The organism is Bacillus sp. B2-WWTP-C-10-Post-4 (genome assembly GCF_009183805.1).
Taxonomy (GTDB): Bacteria; Bacillota; Bacilli; order Bacillales; family Bacillaceae_G; genus Bacillus_A; species Bacillus_A cereus.
Genome location: NZ_WEII01000067.1, coordinates 1 through 24,412 on the forward strand (window position 1 = coordinate 1; position 24,412 = coordinate 24,412).

The window sequence follows — 24,412 nt, forward strand, 5'->3', positions numbered from 1 at the left end:
TTTCCCTTCTTCAACTAACTCTTTAAATCTTAAAGTCATTACATCCCTTCCATACATGAAAGAATTCTCCTGTTCATTAATATTATATTTGAATAATTATTCATTTGACCGACCAGCGATGTTACGTTTTCTCGACAAAAAAACTCGCTCTAAAAAGAACGAGTTTTTTCATTATATATTATTGACCTTTGTACATTGCATCTACTTGTTTTTGAAGTTCCTCATTTTCTAAGAACTCATCATAAGTAGCCTCTTTATCGATTACACCGTTTGGTGTTACTTCGATAATGCGGTTTGCAATTGTTTGCACGAACTGATGGTCATGAGATGTGAATAAGATTGTACCTTTGAATGCAATTAAACCGTTGTTTAATGCTGTGATTGACTCAAGGTCTAAGTGGTTCGTTGGATCGTCAAGTGTGATTACGTTCGCACCACTTAACATCATTTTAGATAACATACAACGAACTTTTTCACCTCCAGATAATACAGAAACGTTCTTCTTAACTTCTTCACCTGAGAATAACATACGGCCTAAGAAACCACGTAAGAAGCTTTCAGACTCATCTTGTGGAGAGAATTGACGTAACCATTCAACTAAGTTGTAATCACTGTTCTCAAAGTACTTAGAGTTATCTCTTGGGAAGTAAGATTGAGAGGTTGTAACACCCCATTTGAATGAACCGCTATCCGGCTCCATTTCACCCATAAGAATTTTAAATAATGTTGTCATCGCAATATCGTTACGGCCGATAAATGCAACTTTATCACCTTTATTTAAAGTGAAGTACACATTATCTAACACTTTTTCACCATCAATTGTTTTAGAAAGACCTTCAACAGTTAATAAGTCATTTCCTACTTCACGCTCAGGTGTGAAGCCAACGAATGGGTAACGACGTGATGACGGTCTAATATCATCTAATGTAATTTTGTCTAATAATTTTTTACGAGAAGTTGCTTGTTTCGCTTTAGAAGCGTTTGAACTAAAGCGTGCAATGAAGTTTTGTAACTCTTTTACTTTCTCTTCTTTTTTCTTATTAGCATCTTGTGTTAATTTTAAAGCTAATTGGCTTGACTCATACCAGAAGTCATAGTTACCAACATAAAGTTGAATTTTACCGAAATCAAGGTCAGCCATGTGCGTACATACTTTATTTAAGAAGTGACGGTCATGGGATACTACGATAACTGTGTTTTCAAAGTTCATTAAGAAATTTTCTAACCATTGAATCGCTTTTAAGTCCAAGTGGTTGGTAGGCTCATCTAATAATAGAATATCAGGTTGACCGAATAAAGCTTGAGCAAGTAATACTTTTACTTTCTCTGCCCCAGTTAATTCTGACAATTTCTTATCATGAAGGTCTTCACCAATACCTAAACCTTTAAGAAGAATTGCAGCTTCTGACTCAGCTTCCCAACCGTTAAGCTCAGCGAACTCACCTTCAAGTTCAGCAGCGCGCATTCCATCTTCATCACTAAAGTCTTCTTTCATGTAAATAGCATTTTTCTCTTGCATTACTTTGTAAAGTTGCGTGTGACCCATAATTACTGTTTCTAATACTGGGAACTCTTCATATTCGAAGTGGTTCTGTTTTAATACTGCTAGACGCTCACCTGGCGTAATATGTATGTCACCTGTTGATGGTTCAATTTCTCCAGATAAAATCTTTAGGAATGTAGATTTACCAGCACCGTTTGCTCCGATTAAACCGTAGCAGTTACCTGGCGTGAATTTTATGTTAACATCTTCAAATAATTTGCGATCCGCGAAACGCAAACTAACGTTACTTACTGTAATCATTTGTGTCCTCCTACTAATACCGCTTATTTCAGCGTTTTCTCACCGATTGTCTTAAAAAATCGCATATTACGACTCAATTATTGTAGACTATAGCTATTATATAGTAGAAGCTGGATGAATAGCAACGGTTGATTACCTTTCTACAATGAAATCGGATAGTTTTTGTCCATTCCCCTAGCTATTGTATGTATATCATCGACCTCTTTCTCATATAACCTTTCACTGCTCATTCTGTAATATATCGGATTCATTTTCATCTGAAATATTATATACCGAAAAAACTGTAGAGAAATCATTCCCTACAGTCTCTTCTTATTTCGTATTTATTATTTTCTCTTTGTAACTCTTCATTTTACTCGTTAACCCTATTAACGCCGGTAATAATATCGGCATCACAATTAAAGCTAATAGAAGAAGTGCAACGCCAACTACTGATGCAACTTGTATAAGTGTTAATACACCTGATGGAATTAATGCTGCAAATGTCCCGCCTAAAATTAGCGCAGCTGATAATACAACTCCTCCTATATGACGAGATGCAGTTACAATTTTCGTTACCGAATCCCCTTCTATCTCGTTATAGCGCATCATTACGAAAATACTATAATCCACTCCTAAAGCGACAATCATAATGAAGCTAAAGAATGGAACATTCCAGCTTAATGAATCTACATGTAATACATGTACACTAATTTGTTCGCTTATACCGAGTGATGCGAAGTACGCTAATAGTAATGAGCCAATAATAAATATTGTGTTTAGTAATGAGCGTGTAATTACGATTAATACAATCGCAATTCCAATTAACATAATTGTAGCTGTACGTAAGAAATCTTGCCCTGTTACTTCTTTTAAATCAACGTTTCTAGCTGTTGTTCCGCCAATTGCTGTTTTCGCATCATGTAATTCCGTTCCCTTTACAGTGCCATCGATTGTTTTATTGATTTCTTGAATAATTGGCATCGCTTCTTTTGAATACGGATTTACATCTAAAATGATAGTCATTTTAGCAATTTTTCTATCCTGCGACATGTACGTGTTCAATGCTTTTTGGAAATCTTCTCCCTCTAGCACTTCTTTTGGAATATAAAACTTCTCAGAGCTCTTCGATTCATTGAGCTCCCCTAAATATTTTTGTGCGTCATGCAGGCCATTACTTACTTTTCCAAGCCCTTCTGTACTTTTAGATAAACCGGATTGTAATTGCCCCATCTTTTCTTGCAGGTCTTTAAGGCCCGTTAAAATTTGTCCTTGCCCATCGTTTATTTTCGTTAATCCAGATTGTAACTCAACTGATTTATTTGCAATTTGTTTTGAACCTGAAGAACCTTCATTTAATCCATTTTTAAGATCGGCTGCTCCCTTTTGTAACTTATTAACTCCATTGCTCATTTCTTTTAAGCTGTTATCCACTTTCAGTAACGATTGATTCGCTTCTTTAAATGAACTCATCGCCGTTTTGTGCTGTGTTGCTAATTGATTTAATTCATTTGAAAGTACGCTTAATTTCTTTTGAGCCTCTTTAGCAATTCCTATCGTTTGTTGTATGTTTGGATCATTCGCTAATTCTGGTTTCGTTTGAACGAAATTGGTCATTAACATTTCAATTTGTTCATATCCCTTTTTCGCACCATCAATCGCTTGAGAAATACTTCCGAAGTATTGATCGTAAGAGTTTAAACCTTTTTCTAACTGTGCATAACCAGCATGCAGCTGCGACGTTGCATTAGATAGAACATTTATATTTTCGTTTACTGAAGCTAAACCACTCTCAATTTGCTGTGCTCCTTGTGCACCGTCGTTTATGCCATTTGATAATTGATGTAAAGCTGTTCCTAATGCTGATACCCCGTTTTTCGCCTCGTTCGTTCCATCAATTAATTTTTGAACATTCGCAAGACTATTTGAATCATTACTTCCCATTTTATTTTTCGCATCTGTTAATCCATCATTAATTTCCTTTATGCCACCATCGGCATCTCCTAATCCTGTATTCAATTCTCCCGCTTGCTTATTTAAATATAATTCTTTTATCTTCTCACCAGTTGGACGTGTTGGTGCATATACTTCTGACACACCTTTAACTTTCGAAATTTTATCAGTTAATTCGTCTAAAATTTGTAGAGAAGTTCCTTCATCCAGCTTTTTATCAGATTGAATGACTAATGTACTCGGTGAAGAGAAACCAGGCGGAAAATGATCCTCTATTACGTTAATACCCATCTTGGATTCATACTTATTATCCACTTCAAATAAATCATTGTAATTAAGTGTATTAGAGTATTTTAATACGAAAGGAATCGATATTACGAATACGATGATTAAAGCGACAAATGGCCTTGCTACTGAGTTTTTCGCAAAGAATCCCCATAAGCGACTATCCTCATGACCTTTAAATGTTTTAACTGGATAAAACATTCCTTTTCCTAAAAGCACCATGAAAAATGGATTTAAAGTCGTTAATACGAGTAATAATACTAAAACACCAATTGCTACCGCTGAAGTAGATTGATATAATTTAAAACTTGCTAAAGCAAGTGATGCAAAACCAATTAGCACCGCTATTCCGCTATATAATACAGTTTTACCTGCTGATTTGAATGTTTCTTTCGTAGCTAAAAATGCATTTTCTTGTTTACTTAATTCTTCTTTAAACCTCGTATATAATAAAATGTTATAATCTGTTCCTACCCCAAACAGGACGACGACTACGAACACTTGTGTAAAGTTTGAGAATGGAAAATTAAATTGATCTACAAGCTGGGCAATAATCCCCATTGAAACTAAATACGATATACCAACTGTAAGAAGAGAAACAATTGGAACAACTGGTGAACGGAATACGAGGATTAATACTACAAGAATGAAAATAATTGAAATAACTTCTGTCTTTTTCACTCCCTCTTGAGAGGATTTAAGAAAATCACCCGCTATTAAGTCACTTCCTGTTAAATACGTTTTTACCCCTTTCGTTTGCACTTTTTCATGAAGATTATTTGAAACTTTTGATATTTCACCATGTTTTTTATCTATCGATATTTGCGTTAAAATAGTCGTATTATCTTTAGAAACTAATTGTTTCTCCAAGTCTTTATTGTCTAAATGTGAAACAACTTCCTTAATTCCTAATTGCTCTTTTTCAGTTTGCAGGGCGTTGATTGTTTTTGTTATTTCCTTTTTTTGTTCATCTGTTAAAGCTGCCTTATTGCCACTATTAAAAACGGCTATAATTTCATACTTTTCAACCCCTTCTTTATCCATCTCTTTCATCATCTTGTCAGCAATACTGCTTTGCTTTGTATTAGGGATTGTAATTTTCCCTTTTTCTTTCACTAATTGATCCATATTAGGCATCGTTACGACCATTGTAATAGTAATAACTATCCATAATAGAAAAGATAAACTTCTCCAACTTTTTAACTTGCTCATTTGAATCATCTCCCGTTTTGAAAGTTTCACGTTAGTAACGGAATGAACGTTCATTCCTATTATTCTATTACGTTATTTTGTAAATTCTATTAAACTAGTCTTTCCGGAATGAATGTTCATTCCCTTAGTTACGCAAATCCCCTCTCCTACTCTCATTTTTTAAATCTATTTCGGAATGAATATTCATTCCTGTCCTTATAAAGCTATAGAATCAAATGATTCTAATAGCATTCCAAGAGCTTTCTTCTAATTCTTTTACTAACTCTTTCGAGTATTCTAATTGCCCTGTTGCAATTACTTTCGTTAATGTTTCTAACGGTTGATATACAATAATAATTAAAGCAATGGGAGGCAATGGACGAAGAAAACCTTTTGCGATTCCATCTTCAATAATATTCATAAAGAAGCCCATAAAATCGTCAAATATTTTCTTACTCTGTTCGTCAAGAAAATAACTATCGCAGTGAGAATTTGTAAATAAAAAAGCATCCACATTGTTTCTCGCAAATTCAAATAAACGGTTATACGTATGACTAAACTGTTCACGAATATTTGCTTCAACAGGAAAATCCGTTTTTATCATTTCAGAAAGCTGTAACATGCTTTTTGAAAATAATGAGTTAACAAGTGCCTCTTTATTGGCAAAATAGCGATAAATAGTACCCGCACCGACATTTGCTTTTTCAGCGATCATTGGAATTGTCGTACCATCGTAACCACGCTCTGCAAAAAGTTGCATCGCAGCATCAAAAATATCCTCTTGTTTGTTTTTAGCCATTTTTTCCACCTCTATTTCCAGGAATGAAAATTCATTCCGTTTTTAATTATAAATTACATGGATTAAAAGTCAAGTGCGTGACAAAGTATAGTTACGTTTTAGTGAAAAAATTATATCAACGATTATTAGAATATATCAGCGCAAGTCTAATTATATCAGCGATTTTCATAATATATCGGCGCATCTCCAATTATATCAGCGATTTTCAGGATATATCGACTTACCGACAACCAAAGAGAAAGCTGTCCCAAAAATTGTTTTTGGGCAGCCCGATTTTCTATTGAAAACTTAAAAGAAATCATAAATAAATGCTTCTCGTACCGGAACTATTTTCTCAAAAGCTTGTATTTCCTCTTCACTTCCGCTAATTAATTCTAATTCATTCAGTTGTAACGGACGTTTATAGCCGAACATTATTGTAGATAACTCGTTTATATCCAGTTTGATGCCTTTATCTATTGTTTTCTCTTTTATTATTGTTATTTCATGATTTGCAAACCTCACTGATACGTTATTCCACGGTGCAAATGAATCTGTAATATGTAAAATTAGTTCTTGTTGTACATTGTTCCAGTTTAATTCATATTGTTTAAAGAACTGCTCTACATCTACAATTCTTCCCATAAAATATGGTTTTATTTCTGTCTTCACGCGTGGCTCTTGCAATGAATATAATAACGGTTCGCTTTCACTTACTGTCATTTCAATTTCTTTAATCATAGAATCATGCTGACAAATAAAGTTCCACAGACCATTTCGTGCTTCATTATGCAGTGGTACAAATTCTTCTACTGTCATTTTATAGTTTTCTATTTTGTATAACATGTAACCTGCTGCTTTTTTATTTTCATCATAGTAAATCGCTAATGTTAAATCATCATAAACCGCTTGTAACCACCAGTTCTTCTCTCGAACTAACATACATGAAAAACGTTCTGCAAATGCTTCATAGAGCTTCTCGACTTCTTCTGGATGATTTTCTTTATTAAAACGTTTCACAGTACCATTTACTTGTTTTTTCATCACTAAATCGCTCTTACTTATATGACATTTGAGTAGATTCGCACAAAGTTCCCAGCCGTATTTACGATAAAATGAAACAGCAAATGGATGTAACATAGAGACTGTAAAGCCATCTTTTTTCATTGTTTGAAGTGAATGTTGAAGTAGCTCTTTTACATACCCACTTCTTCTGTACTCTGGATACGTCGCTACTCCTGCAACGCCACCCATTTTAAATTTTTCTTTACCTATGTAAATATGAAACGGGATGAGGTGTAGTTTTGCAGCTAAGTCTTCCCCTTCCATAATGCCGTATATTTCATGACTTTCCTTCATTTTTGTAAGTTGCTGCTGTAATCGTTCCTCATCTACTTTATATTGAAAAGCGTATTCTGATAAACGTAATGCTTCTCTAAACTTATCTTCTTTTAATTGTATGACATTCATATAATTCTCCTCCATTCTCTGTTTGAATTGTATCATAATTCTTACTATTATAGTTCGATAAGTGAAATTACAAGGACGTTTTAACAAAAAAAGCAGATACATCACGTATCTGCTTTCCACCCTTTTTATTTAGCTAACTTTTGAAGTTCGTCAAAGAATGTAGGATATGATACACCTACTGCTTCTGCATCTTCAATAATTGTTTTTCCTTCTGCCAAACAGCCAGCAATTGCAAGCATCATTCCGATACGGTGATCACCATAACTATTTACTGTATTGCCTTTTAGAGCTGATTTTCCGTAAATGATCATACCGTCATCAGTTGCTTCTATGCGAGCTCCTAGTTTCGTTAACTCAGCAACGACTGTATCAATACGGTTTGTTTCTTTTACTTTTAATTCGTGTGCATCTTTAATTACTGTAATTCCTTCTGCTTGCGTTGCCGCTAATGCGATTACAGGAATCTCATCGATTAATCTAGGGATAATATCTCCGCCAATTTCAATTCCTTTTAATGAAGATGTTTCGATTGTAATATTTGCAGCTGGTTCTGATGCCTCTTCGTTAATTAGATCTACAGTGAACGTAGCACCCATTTTTTCTAAAACATCAATAATACCTGTACGGGTTGGATTCATTCCTACATTTTGTAATACTAGTTTACTATTTGGGATGATTGCACCTGCTACTAAGAAAAACGCTGCTGATGATACGTCACCTGGCACTTGAATGTCTGTTGCTGTTAATTTTTGTCCACCTGACAGCTTCACTGTTTTCCCTTCGCGAGTTACTTTAACACCAAATGCTTCGAGCATTCTTTCCGTATGGTCGCGTGAAATATGTGGTTCTGTAACAGCTGTTACACCTTCTGCACGAAGACCTGCAAGTAAAATAGCCGACTTTACTTGTGCACTTGCAACAGGAGAAATATATTCAATTGCTTTTAAATCGCCGCCACGTATTGTTAACGGTGTAAATGTTCCTTCTTCTCGGCCGTCTATGTTTGCGCCCATTTGTTTTAATGGGTTTGTTACACGCTTCATCGGTCTTTTTGCGATAGATTCATCACCTTGTACGCAAGAGAAAAATGGTGTGTTAGCTAATATACCTGACATTAATCGGATTGTTGTACCAGAATTACCAACATCTAATACAGCTTTCGGTTCTTGTAAACCTTCTAATCCTTTACCAACTACAGTAACCTCATCACCGTTTTGCGTAATTTCTACTCCCATTTCTTTAAAACATGAAATCGTACTTAAACAGTCTGCACCGGGCAAGAAACCTTTAATTATTGTTTTCCCTTCTGCAATAGAACCGAACATAACAGCACGGTGTGAAATGGATTTATCACCTGGGATTGTAATATTGCCATTCAATCCGTTATTAACAGGTTGTATTGTTCTTTCTTTCACGTTTTTCACCTTCTCATTTAAATTGTTTCATAAGTTTGGTATTCTTCTTCTCCAAGCGCTAGCTTTGCTTTCATACGATCTTCTTCCCTTTGGAAGCTAATACGTAATACCCCAAGCAGTCCTTCACGCGCTTCTAATATTTGCAAGTTCGTAATACTAATTTCCTCGCGCGCTAAAATACTCGTAATATGAGCCAATGCCCCCACCTTATCTAATACATCGACGTATAAGTCGTGATAGGCAGGAATTGCCCCTCTCTTTCTTACTGGTAAAGAATCACGGTATTCTTTCGCATCTGCAAAATAGTTTTGAATCTCGCCTGCATCTCCGGTAGAAACTGTTTTATATAAATCTTCCATTTCAGAGATCCACTCTTTTAATAATACCATTAAATGCTCTCGATTTTGCTTTACAATATCACTCCACATTTTTGGACTACTAGATGCGATACGTGTAATGTCTTTGAAACCTCCAGCAGCTAGTTGATGAATGAGCGGATTATCTCCTGCATGTTTCTCAACTTGCTTTACTAAACCTGCTGCGATAAGGTGCGGAAAATGACTAACGATCCCTGTTACATAATCATGTTCTTCCGTATTTAAAACAAGAAAATGTGACCCTGTTCCTTTTAACCATACTTTAAGGTCTTCCACTTGTTTATTTGGCACGTGATTCATCGGTGTTAAAATGTAAAATGCATTTTCAAATAAATGTGCCTTTGCACTTTCAACTCCCGTTTTATGAGAACCCGCCATCGGATGTCCACCAATGAAAGAAACATCCTTTGAAAATAAAGCTTCCGCTTCGTTCATAATAGACCCTTTTGTACTACCAACATCAGTCACTATAACATCTTCTCGTAAACGGAATGACGCAAGTTTGTGTAATAGCTTCTTCGTTTCTTCAACTGGAGAAGCAAAAACAATTAAATGTGCCTCTTCACATGCACGCTGTAAATCAACTCCTATTTCATCTACTACGTGTAATTCTTTTGCACGCTCTACTTGCTCTTTAAATATATCGTACCCTGTTATCGTTACATCGTGCTCTTTCTTAATTGCTAAAGCGAGAGAGCCTCCTATTAAACCTGTTCCAATTAATACTACCTTTTTACGCATTTGCCTCATCTCGAGACTTATTTTTTTTATTTTCAAAGTGTTGTTTTAACACTGAAATCACCCCTTCATTTTGCTCCCTTGTTCCAACTGTAATACGGACACCATTCGGGAACGGACGAATAATAAATCCTGCATGTGCACAAGCTTCATAAATCTCTCCAGCATTATCTACCGGTAAGAAGATGAAATTAGTTTGTGACGAATAAAATGGTATACCGTTTTCCTTACAGAAACTCTCGTATTGCTGTAATCCTTCTGTATTCATGTGAACTATTTCTTTAATAAACTCGTCATCACCAAAAGCAATCGTCGCTGCTTTTTGCGCTAATGAAGATACGTTAAATGGTAAACGTACGACATTTAATTTCTCAATTAGCTCTTCCTGTCCGATCGCATATCCAACGCGGAAAGAAGCTAATCCGTATGCTTTAGAAAACGTTCTAAGTACAAGAATGTTTTTATGTTTTTCTAAAAGCGGTAATGTCTTAGGGAAATCTTTTGCTGTTACGTATTCATAGTACGCTTCATCAATGACAATTAACGTATTTTCACTAATGCCTTCAATAAATTGAGTTAATTTTTGCTCATTCACATATGTGCTCGTCGGGTTGTTTGGATTACAAATCCATACGATTTTCGTATTATTATTTACCGCTGACGAAATTTCGTCTAAATCGTATACACCTTTATTTAAAGGAATTTCTTTCACTTCACACCCTTCAATAATCGCATGATGGCGGTACTGCGGGAATGTTGCACCTGCTGTTACAATGTTATCTCCCGCTCGTAATACGGCGCGGCTTATCATTTGAATGATTTCATCTAAACCACTACCACAAAGTACTTGTTCCATTTGCACATGCAACTTATCTGCGATTGTTTGACGGAGCGTTGTAGCACCTCCGTCAGGATATAAAGCATGTTCCAACCAAGAGTTTTGCAACTCTTCTAAAACTCTCGGTGAACAACCAAATGGATTTTCATTCGATGCTAATTTCACAAACGAATGATCTCCGTACACTTCTTTCATTTGTTCTGGTGATTTACCTGGTTTATATGGTTGTAATGATGATAGTTGATCTTTTACTTGCACGTTAAACCCACCTTTTTATTAAAATTCTTTTGCGTAGTTATTGTGTTGCATAATGTTTTGTTTTAATAATTCCATACGATCTTTTCCGAATTGTTCGACTAGTGCATCTGCAAGTTCCCATGCCACAACAGATTCAGCTACTACACCCGCTGCTGGTACTGCGCAACTATCAGATCTTTCAATACTCGCTTGGAATGCTTCTTTCGTATCAATATCAACGCTTGCTAACGGTTTGTATAAAGTAGGAATTGGCTTCATCACGCCTCTTACGATAATTGGCATACCTGTTGTCATACCGCCTTCTAAACCGCCGGCATTATTCGTTTTTCTCGTGTATCCTTTTTCTTCATCCCACAGAATTTCATCATGCACTTTGCTTCCTGGTTGTCGTGCCGCTTCAAAACCTACGCCGATTTCAGCACCTTTAAATGCATTTATACTCATAATTGCACCAGCAAGTTTTGCATCTAATTTACGATCGTAATGAACGTAACTACCAACGCCAATCGGCATACCTTCTGCAATGACTTCCACAATACCACCGATTGAATCTCCACTACTTTTTGCGTTGTCAATCGCATTCATCATTTCTTGCTCTACTTCTTTATCTAAACATCGAACTGGTGAGTTTTCAGTAATTGTTTGAATTTCTTCAATTGATAAGTTTGAAATATGTTTTGCTTTTACTCCACCAATTTCAAGAACATGTCCTGCAATTCCCACGCCTAATTCGCTTAAAATTTGTTTTGCAACTGCACCAGCAGCTACACGAACTGTCGTTTCTCTTGCAGATGACCGCTCTAATACGTTTCTTATATCACGATGACCATATTTAATTGCTCCATTTAAATCTGCATGTCCGGGACGTGGTTTTGTAATTGTACGTTTCATGTCTTTACTTTCTTTTTCCGAAATTGGCTCTGCACCCATTACTTTCGTCCAATGTTTGAAATCATCATTTTTTACAATTAACGTAATCGGTGATCCAAGTGTCATCCCGTGACGAACACCACTTACAATTTCAACTGTATCTGTTTCAATTTGCATACGTCTTCCGCGTCCATGACCTTTTTGTCTTCTTAATAATTCTTTATTAATATGTTCCGCCGTAAGTGTCAAACCTGCTGGTACACCTTCTAAAATAACTGTTAACTGCGGTCCATGTGATTCTCCAGCTGTAATGTATCTCATTTCTCTTGCCCCTTTACTATTTTTTTGTACAAAAAAGTCCCTACTGAGCGCTCAGTAGGGACGATGTTTATCGCGGTACCACCCTAGTTGTAGACTTCTTTCGTCTACCTCTCTTCTTCTTTAACGATCGTTCGACCGTCTTACCCTCCAAAAGTTGTCGGGAAAGATGCTCCAAGGCTGTAATTCATGCTTACCTTTGTACTGATTCACACCGACCATCAGCTCTCTTTAACAGTGAGATAAGCACTACTGTTTCCTCTTCAATGCATATATGATATGGAATTAAGATAATTTATTTTTGAAACCTTTTAACTCATCCATGAATCTATGGAATTCTGGAATGTCCATTTGTTGTGCAGAATCTGATAATGCAACTGCTGGATCTGGATGAACTTCAGCCATTACTGCATCTGCGCCAATTGCAAGTGCCGCTTTCGCTGTTGGTAATAATAAATCTCTGCGTCCAGTTGAATGTGTTACATCAACGATAACTGGTAAATGTGTTTCTTTCTTTAAAATTGGTACTGCAGAAATGTCTAATGTGTTACGTGTTGCTCTTTCGTATGTGCGGATACCGCGCTCACAAAGAATAATTTGATCGTTACCTTGCGCAATGATGTATTCCGCTGCGTTAATGAACTCATCAATTGTTGCTGCTAATCCACGTTTTAATAATACTGGTTTGTTAACTTTACCTACAGCTCGTAATAAATCGAAGTTTTGCATGTTACGTGCGCCAACTTGAATTACATCAACGTAGTCTAATGCCATTTCAACATCGTTCGGATTTAAAATTTCACTAATAATTGCTAAGTCAAACTCGTCTGCTACTTGACGTAAAATTTGAAGTCCTTCTACTCCTAAACCCTGGAAATCATATGGAGAAGTTCTCGGTTTGAATGCACCGCCGCGCATTAATTTTAAGCCTTGGTCTTTCATCGCTTGCCCTACTTGACGAACTTGTTCTAAACTTTCTACTGCACAAGGTCCCATGATGAACGTTTGTGTTCCGTTTCCAATCAATTCACCTTTTACATCAACAATTGTATTTTCTTGTTTCTTTTTACGTGATACTAGTAACGCTTTACGGTTATCATCTTCTTGTAACTCTAAGCTTGCTTTGAAAATCGTTTTGAAAATATGTTGAACTGTTGATGTTTCGAATGGTCCTTCGTTATGCTCTGCAATCATATCAAGTACTTCACGCTCACGTACTGGATCAAAGCGTTTCGTGCCTTGTACTTGCTTTTGCTCTCCAATTTTTTGAACAATTTCACCACGTTTGTTTAAAAGGTGTAATAGTTGTAAGTTAATTTCATCTACCTGTTTACGTAATTGATCTAATTCATGATTTGCCATTTGGAAATCCTCCTCTAATGTTTTAAAAGTATAGTAAGAGAATAAAAAATTCTCTATTTTCTGAACTGACTAATTATACAAATTTATAGTGGAATCGATACCTCTTCTTATTTTAAACTAATAATTCGTACAAAGACATGAACTACTAGTTAAAAACCCACTTTTTTGTACAAAAAAGCCCTACTGATTCAATCAGTAGGGACGATATTTATCGCGGTACCACCCTAGTTGTAGACTTCTTTCGTCTACCTCTCTTCATTGTTAACGATCATCTGACCGTCTTTCCCTTCATAAAGACAATACTATCTTTACTACGAAAAAGATGCTCCAGGACTGTAATTCGCTCTTGTTTATGTACTGGTTTGCACCAACCACCAGCTCTCTGTTACAGGGAAACAACAACTACTGCTTTTCCTTTCAATGCATGACTATTTAATTTTCAAGTTGAACCACTAAAATACAAAAAGTCCCTACTGAATAAATCAGTAGGGACGATATTTATCGCGGTACCACCCTAGTTGTAGACTAACTTTCCGTCTACCTCTCTTCACTGTTAACGATCAATTGACCGCTTTTTCCTCATAAAGACAAACTATCTTTATTACGAAAAAGATGCTCCAAGACTGTAATTCATGATTATCCCTGTACTGGTTCACACCAACCACCAGCTCTCTGTTACAGTAAGACTAACCACTACTGTGATCTCTTCATTGCACTTTGTTTATTCAAATGTTTTTGAAATTGAATAAGTATGATTCGTATTATAGAACGCTTTTCAAAACACTGTCAACAACTTTTTATATATTTTTTAAAATTCCACTTTCGTCCTATAATTCTTTTTGTAAATCACCCATTACAATTCCTATGCGAATTATTTCATTTTCTAGTAAATGTAAAACATATTCCTCTACTTCATACTGAACTAATAATTCTTTTATTTGTATGATTTCTTTTTCAAATAAAACGGCTTCGTGACATGTTTGTAGTAAAATAAAAAACACATTTGCAAACATTTCTTTATGCGCTTTCATACTTTCTTTTTTATGAAGCATTTCAATCAATAACCGCTTCATTTCCTCACCTGTACATTTACCATGTACACTTGAAAATGCACGAGACATAATACATAATCCTTTTTCTAATATTTCATCCATGTATAAAATAATACGTAAAAGCATCACATATTCTCTCGCAGTTATCTCACCCATTTTTGGTCGTTCTCGCAAAAATACACTGAGCCAAGCTGTCCAAAACTTTTGTTGTTCTTTTACACTTAATGTTTTGACGTAATAGCATAAAAACTGCATAAACTTAATTTTATTTTCTTCATTTTCTAGTATGAGTAACGGGTATAACCAATTTGTTTTTTGCTCCCAATATAGTACACATTTAATAAATACAAAGCTAAGCCACTTCAAGAAAGCTTCTCTCGTATGCGGATGTAATACTTCCAAATGTTCTATCGCATACTTAATAAATCGCTTCATTTCTGTAAATAAAGGTAAATTTATTTGCGTGTAACATAAGCCGGCCCATGCATATTCCGTAATCTCATTTTGTTTTTTTAAATCTAAGTATGGTAACAAATATTTTCGGCACCATTGTTTTTCAATATGATATAGAAATGTAATATCTGCTATTAAACGAGCAAACATAAAGTTTGTTCGTTCCGAATTAACTCTTACTTGTTCTTCAAATAAAAATAAATATTCATATACATTACGATCGTATAAATGATCATATGATAACAACTTTAATAATACAGCCGTCATTTTTCCAACTGGATGCTGAATTGATTCATTATAAAAATCTTGTTTCCCAAGCTTAAAGTCTGTATCACTCTTCATAACTTGAGGGAACACTGAAAAAGCAAATCGTTTTACAACACGTATACTGTTCTCTTCTAACTCTTCTAGTCGATTACTAATTTCATATAGAAAACTACTAATTAACCAATGAAAAGCAGTATTTCTAACAAATTTCTGCAATAGCGGAATAATTTTTTGGATTTGCTCATTCGTCAATCCTCGATTATTTCGCCATTCTCTAATACAAACAAACCATACTTCATTACTTATTTCTTGCACTCCTACTAATTGGTATGCAAATGAAATACTCCATTCTGTGTTTAATTTACATGCTTTTGATAACATCTCTAAAAAATGGCGTTGTTCAAAAACACCATCTTGCGAAAATTGCTGAACTTGCTTCATAATTTCAACATCTTTCAGCTGCAATAATCCGTCAGCAGTTACATTACAAGTAATGCTTTCTGCTGTATCTTCTTTCTTTTGTACACTGTATCGTTCAGAATGAAAATGAGGATGCTTTTGCTTCATTAACTCATACCCATTTGCCGTAGATGGGCTATTCGAATCACACTTGAATAATAAGTCTAATACGAGACATGCATCAAATACCCTCTCTTCTGTAAGATGCTTTATTACAGTTCGAGTGACTTCTTCTTTTGTTTTTTCTAAACAATGTGCATAATGCCTTTTTAAAAGTTGAAAAACTTCGTGTTTATAAGTGAAATCTAAAAGAAGTCCTTCATGTAACAACCATTTCATTTTGTCATCTACACGAACAAAAATATTTTTATTCATCGCATCAATTGCAATTCGCTTTTGAAGTACACTATTTGCTTCTATCATTTCTGTAATATAATAATCCGCTTTTTTCTCATTGTTTTCGCATAAATAAGTTAGACACTCTTTTACAATTCGTATTAAAAATGCAAGATCATTTTGATGAAACTCTTTCTCTACATTTTCCTTATTTCTTTTTTTCAGTGCCGTTTGTCTTAACGACAACATTCTCAATTTTTCTAATCCGATCATCATAATTGGAACAGCATAATAAGCGATATATGGCCTCATCTTTTCGTTCCAAATTTGCTCCACATGAGAAAATGTAGATACTGGTAAGCGACTCGATTCCTCGAGTTCTATTGATTCTTGCGTATCATTTCCCCATTTTCTTACACGTTTCAACTTCAGTTTTCCGTCTAAAATAAAAGTTAGTAACAATAAGGCAATTTCTTTATGCTCAGGAAAAGAACATTTTTGCAGTAACTTAGAAATCTTTTCTATAGAGCTACTATCTTTTTCAGCTGTTTCTAATAAAAGGAGTGTCCACCTTGCAAACAACAGCGGGTCCATCTTACTCTTCGTTTCGTTTAAGTAGTTACAAATTGTTCTCCATAATAACGGTGATATTTTAGAATAGTTTTTATAAATTAATTGAAATAATTCTTTCTGATGACTAAAAAGAAATTGTTCCACTAACCATTCTGCAAGTAATTCATCTACTTCATTATAGTTTGGCGTAAGCATAAACAAATTTTGTAATTTACCTTCTGCTTCTAACCATTCGACCCATTCATAATCATGAGCAAATTCCACAAAGTAACGCACTGTTTCAATTTTTTTAATCGATTGCTTTATGTATGATAATTGTTCCTGTTCTACTGACGGGGGAACCGTTACAATATCCCGAATACGCATTCTTTTCGTAATATAATTATCACCCATTAATTCAGCCCAGCGTTTTACCGCTTTTACGAGGGATTGATGATTATTCACCTTATTCGGATACACAATTGGTCTTATCCCTAAATGTTCCCAATGGTACGTATTTTCTCCTTGTGCGACAAAAGCAAATCGTCTTGTACTTGGTGGTAAACCAGTTGCTAAATATTTCATTACTGGGTCATTATGACTATATCCAACGAATAAAACGGTGTAATTTGAGAATAGATCAACTAAAAATCTTCTCGCCCACCCTTCCGTTAAGTAAGCCCTTCCAAAATCACCATCTGTTAAAATTAAAGCCTCTTTCTCCTGTTCTACATTACCATGTATGTAAGCAAGACCTTTAAAAGCTCTCCCAGTCGGTAAAGCTGGAGCGTAATAAACATTGATATCTCTATTTATTTCTTTAATTGCTGTTGTAAAATGTTGATCAAAATTTGTTGTTACAATGCGGATTTCTGTATCTAAAGGAAATAGCCTTGGAATTGCATAATGCAATGGATTCGGTTTTGATTTCTCTATATGAACAAGATCTCTTGCGACTTGATGTACATCTTTTGTTTTCGCAATTTTACCAAGATAATAATCATGTGGTTCTGTTATTTCACGTTTTTCGACATATAACGTTTTTGCAATTTCATCAACTAAATCATCAAAATTCGGTAAGTTTGATTTCCCTTTCATAGAAACTCCCGCTCCAACAAATAATACTAACTTTCCTTGCTCAAGGTGATCAATTAACTCATCTGGAATTTCTACTTCTGAAGTAATCCACATCCTGGATTCCCCCTTACCTAAAAATGTCATACACTCTCATTTTACTATAACATTTTTTCGTTGTTTTTATAATATTTAGACTAAATTCCGAACATGAAAAAGTTTTATGTAAATAAATCCGTTACAATGTATGAACTCCAGAATTTATTGAAAAACTATGTATAAATCGGAGGTGTAAATTTTGAATGATTTCACAGTAGTGCTTATCAAGTTTATATCGTGCATTATCGCATTTAGCATTGGGCTTGCTTTATTTTTCCCTGCAACGTTTGTTCAAATTATTTCATTCAGTCTCTTTGTTACAATCGTATCCTACATGTTCGTTGATAAAATCATTTTAAATCGAATTGGCAATACTGGTGCCATTATGTCGGATTTCTTATTAACATATTTAAGCGTATGGATTTTCGGTAATATTTTATTAGACAACTATATGCAAATTGCATGGGGCAGTATCCTTTCTGCCATCGTCTTCACTTTATCTGAAGTAATCGTTCATCGCTTCTCTAACTCTCATACAAGGCACAATAATGATAACATTCGTATTAATCGCCGCTTTGCATATGGTACAGAGTTTGCTGAAGAACAAAATATATTGGATAAAGATAAAAAAAAGTAACGTTTTAATGCAGGAGCGCCCTTTTTAATTATGTGGTGCTCCTTTTTTGTATTTTTTCATTATGGTACGTGAAATTATATAAGTGATTATTTCAAAATACCGACCTACTAACAATATTTGACGCTATTTTTTCTAATAAAAAACTGCCTCTTATTTAGAGGCAGCCACTTTTAAGTCTTTTACTGCAACAACATCCGCAAACGCTCCCAATACTGCGTTATGATGTTTCACAATATCTTCAGCACGTAACACTTCTGTATTAAATGTACTATGTGCATCACTCACTAACGTTACTTTATATCCTTCACTACATGCTCTGCGCGTTGTCGTATCTACACAATACTCTGTTTGCATTCCCGAAAGAATAACGTGTTCAATTCCTTTCTCTTGTAACACTTCACTTAAGTTTGTATTATGGAATGAATCTGGAGTCGTCTTTTCAACTATATTATCTCCTTCTTGCGGAGCGATGGCCGCATGGATTCGCCATCCATCCGTACCTTTTTCTAACGGATGATCTTTAGGACCGTTATGTTGGATATAAATAACTGGAATATCATTTGAACGACATTCCCTAATAAGCTCTTGCAATGTTTGTAAAAACTTCCCCCCATTATGTACTGGCATTCCAGCTGTATACATACCCGCTTGCACATCAATTACGATTAATGCTTTTTTCATTTCACACATCCCCCTTTGTTTGTATAAGCCATTATTATTGTTTATATTCCATCATCCAACAATCTTCTAATTTCCCCTCATGCAACTCATGTTCCTTTAAAATCTTTACTTTTTTAAATCCACTTTTTTCATAACACTTTATTGCCCGTTCATTATTTACTTTCGGATCCATTGCAATTGCTTCTGCTCCCATTTCACCCATAATATATGTAATTGCTGCCTGAACGAGTTTTGTTCCAATTCCCTTTCCCCAATAGGCTGGTTCACCGATAAATTGGTCCATACCCCATACATTTTGTGATTCTTTATAGCCATATAACGCTTTCCACTCTGAATCCACTGGATACATTTGTATGTAACCAATCGGAACTGTATCAAATTCTATTAAACATCTTTTTTCATTACTGTTTGGACTATGTATAAAATGATCAAGCACCTTTTCTACAGATTGCGGATTATCTCGTCCTTCGTAATACCGCAGGACTGCTGGGTCCGTTAACCATTTAGAAATGATAGATGCATCATCTTCCATTACGTATCTAATCAATAAACCTTCTTTTTGAAAAAGCATATTATACCTCTATTATTCCTTTATATTTTTTCTTGCTGTTACATCTTTCATTGCACCTACTAATGCATATGGTAGTAATGTAATCGCAAAAAATGCTGTAAATACGTTAAATTGCGGGATTGTATAGAGTGTGAACCATTCAGTGAAAAATTGAGAATTTAATATTCTATTAAAAAACTCTCCGCCTGGCCTAAAGTTTGGTACCCACCCAGTTATTTCACACAAAATAAACAGTAACTGAACAATAAAAAATGCCCCTAGATAACGAAACCAAGTCCGTTTCCATATAGGTTGTGCATTTTTTAATATATCCCCCATCTTACCCCCTCCTTAAATATCCATCATATTGATTATACACTTTCCTCACTTTATTTGTTAAAATTTTCTATATAATTAATGCTGTTTGGGGGGGGAATACATTATGTCTAATCCTATATTTACATCCACTTTAATCATTCTTAGAGGAAACTCCGCAAGTGGTAAAACAACGATTGCAAAACAACTACAAGAACATTTCGGACAAGGGACACTTTTAGTATCACAGGATATTGTACGTAGAGATATGCTTAGAGTACACGACACAATGGGTAATTTATCACATGATTTACTATTTGAAATTACGAAGTACGGAAAAGGAAAATGTGAATTTGTTATTTTAGAAGGTATATTGAACAGTCATAGGTATGGTGAGATGTTAAAAGAATTAATTCGTTATTTTGATGAAAATGCATTTGCATATTACTTTGATTTATCATTAGAGGAAACTATTAGACGACATAACAAAAGGGACAAACGACACGAATTTGGTGAAGATTCCCTACAAAAATGGTATAATCCGCACGATACTATTAAGGTTGCCAGAGAAACTATTTTTACAGATAACTTTACGCAAAAAGATATATTTGATGCAATTCTTAATGATGTTGCGATCAAAAAACAAGCCTAACATAATATGTTAGGCTTGTTATGTATTTTGTATTTCAGTTTTTATAATTAAACAATCTATACATAAATAATAGTATATATTCATTTCCCCAAACTGGAAATTAACTACTGAAATAAGTCCACGTTCCTCAATATCTTGAGTAATTGTAGCAACATATTTCATCTCTTTCGCACAAGTTGGACACGCCAAATCCTTTGGAAGATCATCATATAACGGTACCCCTAATAATCTACATACATATTCAGAACCGAACAAGTCAAAAGCTTCCCAGTAACTATCTTCATCTATAGGTATATCTTCATTTTTCATATTTATAAGCTTTACCGTTGTTTTTGGTAATGAAACTGGTAACTTAATTACAGATTTAGTAATAAGCCATTTAAAAATCCTATTATCCTTCTACTAAAAAAATAAAAGCCAGCCTCAATAAAGAGAACTGACTTCTATTTGGATAATTATTGTTATTATAAAATTTTCACTTTAACAGTTTGTCTTCCCCAATTCATAGCTTTACTTTTTGAACCCATTAAAACATCAATACGATTACCTTTAATTGCACTTCCAGTATCACCAGCGATAGCTTCTCCATAACCTTCTACCCATACTTTAGATCCTAATGGGATTACTTTCGGATCAACTGCGATAATTCTCATATTCGGATTTGCCGTTAAATCATGACCCATCGCAGTTAAAACGCGTCCACCATATGTACCATTTTCACTTGGATCAGCAGTATACGCTGTCGCTACTACCGTTAATTCACGTTTAGCAGACTGTATGTTGTTTTTAGATACTTCTTTCGCTCTCTCTTCTTCTTTAGCCTTTGCTATTTCTCTTGCTTTTTCTTCTTCTTTAGCCTTTGCTATTTCTCTTACTCTCTCTTCTTCTTTAGCCTTTGCTATTTCTCTTGCTTTCTCTTCTTCTTTAGCTTTTGCTATTTCTTGTACTTTTTCTTCTTCTTTAGCTTTTACTATTTCTTGCACTTTCGCTTCTTCTTTGACTTTTGCCTCTTCTTTGACTTTTGCTTCTTCTTTAGGCTTTACTATTTCTTGCACTTTCGCTTCTTCTTTGACTTTTGCTTCTTCTTTAGGCTTTACTATTTCTTGCACTTTCGCTTCTTCTTTGACTTTTGCTTCTTCTTTAGGCTTTACTATTTCTTGCACTTTCGCTTCTTCTTTGACTTTTGCCTCTTCTTTAGGCTTTACTATTTCTTGCGCTTTTACTTCTTCTTTGACTTTTGCTTCTTCTTTAGGCTTTACTATTTCTTGCACTTTCGCTTCTTCTTTAACTTTTACTTCTTCTTTAACTTTTACTTCTTCTTTGACTTTTACTTCTTCTTTGACTTTTACTTCTTCTTTGACTTTTACCTCTTCTTTAGGCTTTACTATTTCTTGTGCTTTCGTTGTTTCTTTCGCTTTTGCTACTTTCTGCGTCTTTACTTCTTTCTTTTCTTTAACTGATTTTTGTACTTTCGCTACTTGCTTCGTTTTCTCTTCGGTTTTCTTTTCAGTTGGTGCTGTACTTGATAGGAAAGAAACGTTTGCATAAGCAGTTTTTCCTTTATACTCAAATTGCAGCCATCCGTCTTTTACTTGATGCGTTGATTCAATTACATCATCTTTTTTTAGTCTGCCAAGAATTTCTGAATCCGTGTTTGCTTCAGTACGTACATTTAACAAATTCGCCGTTACATGATATACATCTTTTGTAAACTCCGAACTTACAAACACTTCTTTACCATTCAACTCAATTTTTGACCAGCCATCTTCGGTATTTATGACTTTTAACTCTTGCCCATTCTTTACTTTTTCGACCACTTTTGATTCTGTAGTCGGTTTTTCACGTACGTTAAGTACATCTGCTGTTACGATTGTTTCTGCGGTAGCAGTTGAGGTAAACGCCCCCAATCCAAAAATAGTTGCGGTTGCTGCGCCAATTACTTTTTTCATATTAGCCTCCATTATATTTTTTAGAATTTTATCAAATGTCTCCGTAAAATTGTATAATTTTACATAATATCAAAACATTTGCAATAGTATATTAATATTGTTTAATATACTGTTATTAAAACTCCTTACTCCAATACTATCAAATTCTCATTTCTAATTCTATATATTATAAATCTCCTTATCTTTTATAAAAGCTCCATGCTCTTCTTCACACTAAATAGTTGTAGCAATTCCCGCCAAAAATAAACTTACGATTGCTAAAATTTGAGTAGCGACAATAGCCCCTCTTAAATGAAACTTATAATCTTTATATCCTTTCATACCTTCCGTACTAGGAATCACAACAAACCTTGGAGTAATCCAGCAAAAAATTAGCCAATCAATTATAAGTAAATCTACTAAATTGAAAATCATTAAAATACCAAAAGTGTGTAAATAGGCATCCATATACATTAACTTTTCATGCTTATGTAGTATATATGTAGAAACGAAAGGACTACCGAAAAGAATAGTATTATATACAATATTAAAATAAATGCTTTGCTTTTTTTCATGAATCGATTTTGGAAAAACTACTTTTTGAATATCTTTCGGATAATCAGTTAACGAAAGTCGAGGATTATAATATAAGGACCCTAAAATCATTACAGATAGTACAATAGACATGATGACACCAACGTACATCATTTGTTCAAATTGATTCATATACTGTATTCACCCTTTTCTGTAATTACTATGATGGTCATTCACTTAATTACATATTGTATGTACGTACATAATCAAAAATTAACAACTAGCTTTAATAGCAAAGCAAAATTGTTGCAATGCAAATGCAAATTTAATACAGTGGAAGCCTAATTGATACAGATAGGATTGGTGAAACCTATGAAAATTGAACATATTGCAATTTGGGTAAATGACTTAGAATGTATGCGTGATTTTTATATAAAATACTTTAATGGTAAAGCAAACTCGTTATACCATAATGAAATGAAACAATTTGAATCTTATTTTATTACGTTCGAATCTGGAGCAAGGCTTGAACTTATGCGTAAAAAAGGGGTTGAAAATAAGCCTAATTTAAACATAACTGGCTATGCTCATATGGCTTTTTCTGTCGGTAGTGAAGAACGAGTGAATGAACTGACAAAGGTGATAAAAGATGCTGGTTATCCTTTATTAAATGGACCACGTTTTACTGGAGATGGCTATTATGAAAGTGTAATAGGTGATCCAGAAGGCAATCAAATAGAAATTACGATTTAACTTACCCTTTTTTACCACCTCCATATTTTCCCACGGATTAGGCGGTGCTGTTGCTGAGGTGCCAAATGGGGCGACTGCTTACTTTTACCGAAAAGCACTATCAAACATGTCAATATTCGCTACTTGGGAGCAACCAGAAGGTGCTGGTGGAAGTATTCGATGGGTTGAAGACTTCCGCTTAGCAATGCTTCCATTTACAAAAGGTGTCTACGTTAATACGCCTGACCTATCCATTAAAAATTGGCTAGATGCATACTTCAGTTGTAACTTTGACCGATTAATGAAAGTAAAAGCGAAATATGATCCAAAAAATGTTTTTAACTTTCCGCAAAGTATTCCGCTTTTTTAAACTATATATTCCACCTAATATATCAAAATATAAAACATCCATTTTTTATGGGGGTTTTACAAAAAGAGTTTACATAATATAATTA

19 protein-coding genes, 1 pseudogene and 3 other annotated features are annotated in these 24,412 nt (G+C 34.6%); of the genes and pseudogenes, 4 read left to right on the plus strand and 16 right to left on the minus strand.

The features are described from left to right. Nucleotides 1-178 precede the first annotated feature (178 nt). From GBN78_RS21320 to GBN78_RS21365, 10 genes are all read right to left on the minus strand, one after another. A complete protein-coding gene (locus GBN78_RS21320) occupies nt 179-1,804 on the minus strand; it encodes an ABC-F family ATP-binding cassette domain-containing protein (RefSeq protein ID WP_000633864.1) in 1,626 nt (541 codons plus the stop codon). Nucleotides 1,805-2,116: 312 nt separating this feature from the next. After that, nucleotides 2,117-5,233, minus strand: a complete 3,117-nt coding sequence (locus tag GBN78_RS21325; protein WP_141444405.1) for an MMPL family transporter — start codon at nt 5,231-5,233, stop codon at nt 2,117-2,119. A gap of 211 nt (nt 5,234-5,444) precedes the next feature. Then, nucleotides 5,445-6,011: a TetR/AcrR family transcriptional regulator gene (locus GBN78_RS21330; RefSeq protein WP_053514299.1), complete on the minus strand. Its 567-nt coding sequence runs from the start codon at nt 6,009-6,011 to the stop codon at nt 5,445-5,447. Between the two features lie 288 nt (nt 6,012-6,299). Next, the gene (locus GBN78_RS21335; RefSeq protein ID WP_130067931.1) at nt 6,300-7,460 is read right to left on the minus strand and encodes a GNAT family N-acetyltransferase; all 1,161 of its coding nucleotides are present in this window, start codon (nt 7,458-7,460) and stop codon (nt 6,300-6,302) included. 125 nt (nt 7,461-7,585) lie between these two features. Beyond that, nucleotides 7,586-8,875 carry a 3-phosphoshikimate 1-carboxyvinyltransferase gene (aroA, locus tag GBN78_RS21340; RefSeq protein ID WP_030026099.1) on the minus strand — a complete coding sequence of 430 codons (1,290 nt, stop codon included), beginning with the start codon at nt 8,873-8,875 and terminating at the stop codon, nt 7,586-7,588. Nucleotides 8,876-8,892: 17 nt separating this feature from the next. Then, nucleotides 8,893-9,993, minus strand: coding sequence for a prephenate dehydrogenase (gene tyrA / locus GBN78_RS21345; protein ID WP_001228131.1), 1,101 nt, complete (start codon nt 9,991-9,993; stop codon nt 8,893-8,895). Beyond that, complete coding sequence (hisC, locus tag GBN78_RS21350) at nt 9,986-11,086, minus strand: histidinol-phosphate transaminase (protein WP_098299688.1); 1,101 nt, start codon at nt 11,084-11,086, stop codon at nt 9,986-9,988. Before hisC ends, tyrA begins: the two co-directional genes overlap by 8 nt. An 18-nt stretch (nt 11,087-11,104) precedes the next feature. Further along, the gene (aroC, locus tag GBN78_RS21355; RefSeq protein ID WP_001269428.1) at nt 11,105-12,277 is read right to left on the minus strand and encodes a chorismate synthase; all 1,173 of its coding nucleotides are present in this window, start codon (nt 12,275-12,277) and stop codon (nt 11,105-11,107) included. A 53-nt stretch (nt 12,278-12,330) separates the two neighbouring features. Next, nucleotides 12,331-12,550: a binding site (T-box leader), on the minus strand. A gap of 9 nt (nt 12,551-12,559) precedes the next feature. Next, nucleotides 12,560-13,636, minus strand: coding sequence for a bifunctional 3-deoxy-7-phosphoheptulonate synthase/chorismate mutase (locus tag GBN78_RS21360; protein WP_001273575.1), 1,077 nt, complete (start codon nt 13,634-13,636; stop codon nt 12,560-12,562). A gap of 194 nt (nt 13,637-13,830) precedes the next feature. Beyond that, nucleotides 13,831-14,066 (minus strand) — a binding site (T-box leader). 54 nt (nt 14,067-14,120) lie between these two features. After that, nucleotides 14,121-14,356 (minus strand) — a binding site (T-box leader). A gap of 107 nt (nt 14,357-14,463) precedes the next feature. Continuing rightward, entirely contained in the window at nt 14,464-17,946 is a 3,483-nt protein-coding gene (locus tag GBN78_RS21365; RefSeq protein WP_142330765.1) for a DUF4020 domain-containing protein, read from the minus strand. 181 nt (nt 17,947-18,127) lie between these two features. Here GBN78_RS21365 and GBN78_RS21370 point away from each other — a divergent pair, with 181 nt between their 5' ends. Continuing rightward, the gene (locus tag GBN78_RS21370; RefSeq protein WP_000997702.1) at nt 18,128-18,565 is read left to right on the plus strand and encodes a YndM family protein; all 438 of its coding nucleotides are present in this window, start codon (nt 18,128-18,130) and stop codon (nt 18,563-18,565) included. Nucleotides 18,566-18,715: 150 nt separating this feature from the next. Here GBN78_RS21370 and GBN78_RS21380 read toward each other — a convergent pair whose 3' ends face one another. The 3 genes from GBN78_RS21380 to GBN78_RS21390 are packed head-to-tail and all read right to left on the minus strand — an operon-like array spanning nt 18,716 to nt 20,135. Then, entirely contained in the window at nt 18,716-19,246 is a 531-nt protein-coding gene (locus GBN78_RS21380; protein ID WP_000709539.1) for a cysteine hydrolase family protein, read from the minus strand. 34 nt (nt 19,247-19,280) lie between these two features. Next, nucleotides 19,281-19,817, minus strand: coding sequence for a GNAT family N-acetyltransferase (locus GBN78_RS21385; RefSeq protein ID WP_098299686.1), 537 nt, complete (start codon nt 19,815-19,817; stop codon nt 19,281-19,283). Between the two features lie 12 nt (nt 19,818-19,829). Further along, nucleotides 19,830-20,135 (minus strand): YfzA family protein, encoded by a 306-nt coding sequence (locus GBN78_RS21390; RefSeq protein ID WP_000502342.1) that lies wholly within the window; start codon nt 20,133-20,135, stop codon nt 19,830-19,832. A gap of 103 nt (nt 20,136-20,238) precedes the next feature. Between GBN78_RS21390 and GBN78_RS21395 the strand changes: the two genes are divergently transcribed. After that, nucleotides 20,239-20,763, plus strand: a complete 525-nt coding sequence (locus tag GBN78_RS21395) for a kinase (RefSeq protein WP_000070078.1) — start codon at nt 20,239-20,241, stop codon at nt 20,761-20,763. 18 nt (nt 20,764-20,781) lie between these two features. Here GBN78_RS21395 and GBN78_RS21400 read toward each other — a convergent pair. The 3 genes and pseudogenes from GBN78_RS21400 to GBN78_RS21410 form a co-directional block, all read right to left on the minus strand. Continuing rightward, nucleotides 20,782-21,120: pseudogene (locus GBN78_RS21400) on the minus strand (hypothetical protein); the annotation flags it as partial. Nucleotides 21,121-21,227: 107 nt separating this feature from the next. Further along, complete coding sequence (entB, locus tag GBN78_RS21405; RefSeq protein ID WP_152127689.1) at nt 21,228-22,712, minus strand: cell wall-binding protein EntB; 1,485 nt, start codon at nt 22,710-22,712, stop codon at nt 21,228-21,230. Nucleotides 22,713-22,925: 213 nt separating this feature from the next. Next, nucleotides 22,926-23,417: a hypothetical protein gene (locus GBN78_RS21410; RefSeq protein WP_001071233.1), complete on the minus strand. Its 492-nt coding sequence runs from the start codon at nt 23,415-23,417 to the stop codon at nt 22,926-22,928. A gap of 180 nt (nt 23,418-23,597) precedes the next feature. Between GBN78_RS21410 and GBN78_RS21415 the strand changes: the two genes are divergently transcribed. Together GBN78_RS21415 and GBN78_RS21420 are read left to right on the plus strand one after the other, a co-directional pair. Further along, nucleotides 23,598-23,978 carry a VOC family protein gene (locus tag GBN78_RS21415; RefSeq protein WP_000687533.1) on the plus strand — a complete coding sequence of 127 codons (381 nt, stop codon included), beginning with the start codon at nt 23,598-23,600 and terminating at the stop codon, nt 23,976-23,978. Nucleotides 23,979-24,036: 58 nt separating this feature from the next. Then, nucleotides 24,037-24,327, plus strand: a complete 291-nt coding sequence (locus GBN78_RS21420) for a BBE domain-containing protein (RefSeq protein WP_002005328.1) — start codon at nt 24,037-24,039, stop codon at nt 24,325-24,327. Nucleotides 24,328-24,412 lie beyond the last annotated feature (85 nt).

Excerpts from the sequence above, each read along its gene's own strand:
- GBN78_RS21360 (WP_001273575.1), bottom strand. The coding sequence starts at position 13,636 with ATGGCAAATCATGAATTAGATCAATTACGTAAACAGGTAGATGAAATT.
- GBN78_RS21385 (WP_098299686.1), bottom strand. The coding sequence starts at position 19,817 with ATGCTTTTTCAAAAAGAAGGTTTATTGATTAGATACGTAATGGAAGAT.
- GBN78_RS21390 (WP_000502342.1), bottom strand. The coding sequence starts at position 20,135 with ATGGGGGATATATTAAAAAATGCACAACCTATATGGAAACGGACTTGG.
- GBN78_RS21415 (WP_000687533.1), top strand. The coding sequence starts at position 23,598 with ATGAAAATTGAACATATTGCAATTTGGGTAAATGACTTAGAATGTATG.
- GBN78_RS21320 (WP_000633864.1), bottom strand. The coding sequence starts at position 1,804 with ATGATTACAGTAAGTAACGTTAGTTTGCGTTTCGCGGATCGCAAATTA.
- GBN78_RS21335 (WP_130067931.1), bottom strand. The coding sequence starts at position 7,460 with ATGAATGTCATACAATTAAAAGAAGATAAGTTTAGAGAAGCATTACGT.
- aroC (WP_001269428.1), bottom strand. The coding sequence starts at position 12,277 with ATGAGATACATTACAGCTGGAGAATCACATGGACCGCAGTTAACAGTT.
- GBN78_RS21395 (WP_000070078.1), top strand. The coding sequence starts at position 20,239 with ATGTCTAATCCTATATTTACATCCACTTTAATCATTCTTAGAGGAAAC.
- entB (WP_152127689.1), bottom strand. The coding sequence starts at position 22,712 with ATGAAAAAAGTAATTGGCGCAGCAACCGCAACTATTTTTGGATTGGGG.
- GBN78_RS21380 (WP_000709539.1), bottom strand. The coding sequence starts at position 19,246 with ATGAAAAAAGCATTAATCGTAATTGATGTGCAAGCGGGTATGTATACA.
- GBN78_RS21410 (WP_001071233.1), bottom strand. The coding sequence starts at position 23,417 with ATGAATCAATTTGAACAAATGATGTACGTTGGTGTCATCATGTCTATT.
- tyrA (WP_001228131.1), bottom strand. The coding sequence starts at position 9,993 with ATGCGTAAAAAGGTAGTATTAATTGGAACAGGTTTAATAGGAGGCTCT.
- GBN78_RS21330 (WP_053514299.1), bottom strand. The coding sequence starts at position 6,011 with ATGGCTAAAAACAAACAAGAGGATATTTTTGATGCTGCGATGCAACTT.
- GBN78_RS21325 (WP_141444405.1), bottom strand. The coding sequence starts at position 5,233 with ATGAGCAAGTTAAAAAGTTGGAGAAGTTTATCTTTTCTATTATGGATA.
- GBN78_RS21365 (WP_142330765.1), bottom strand. The coding sequence starts at position 17,946 with ATGTGGATTACTTCAGAAGTAGAAATTCCAGATGAGTTAATTGATCAC.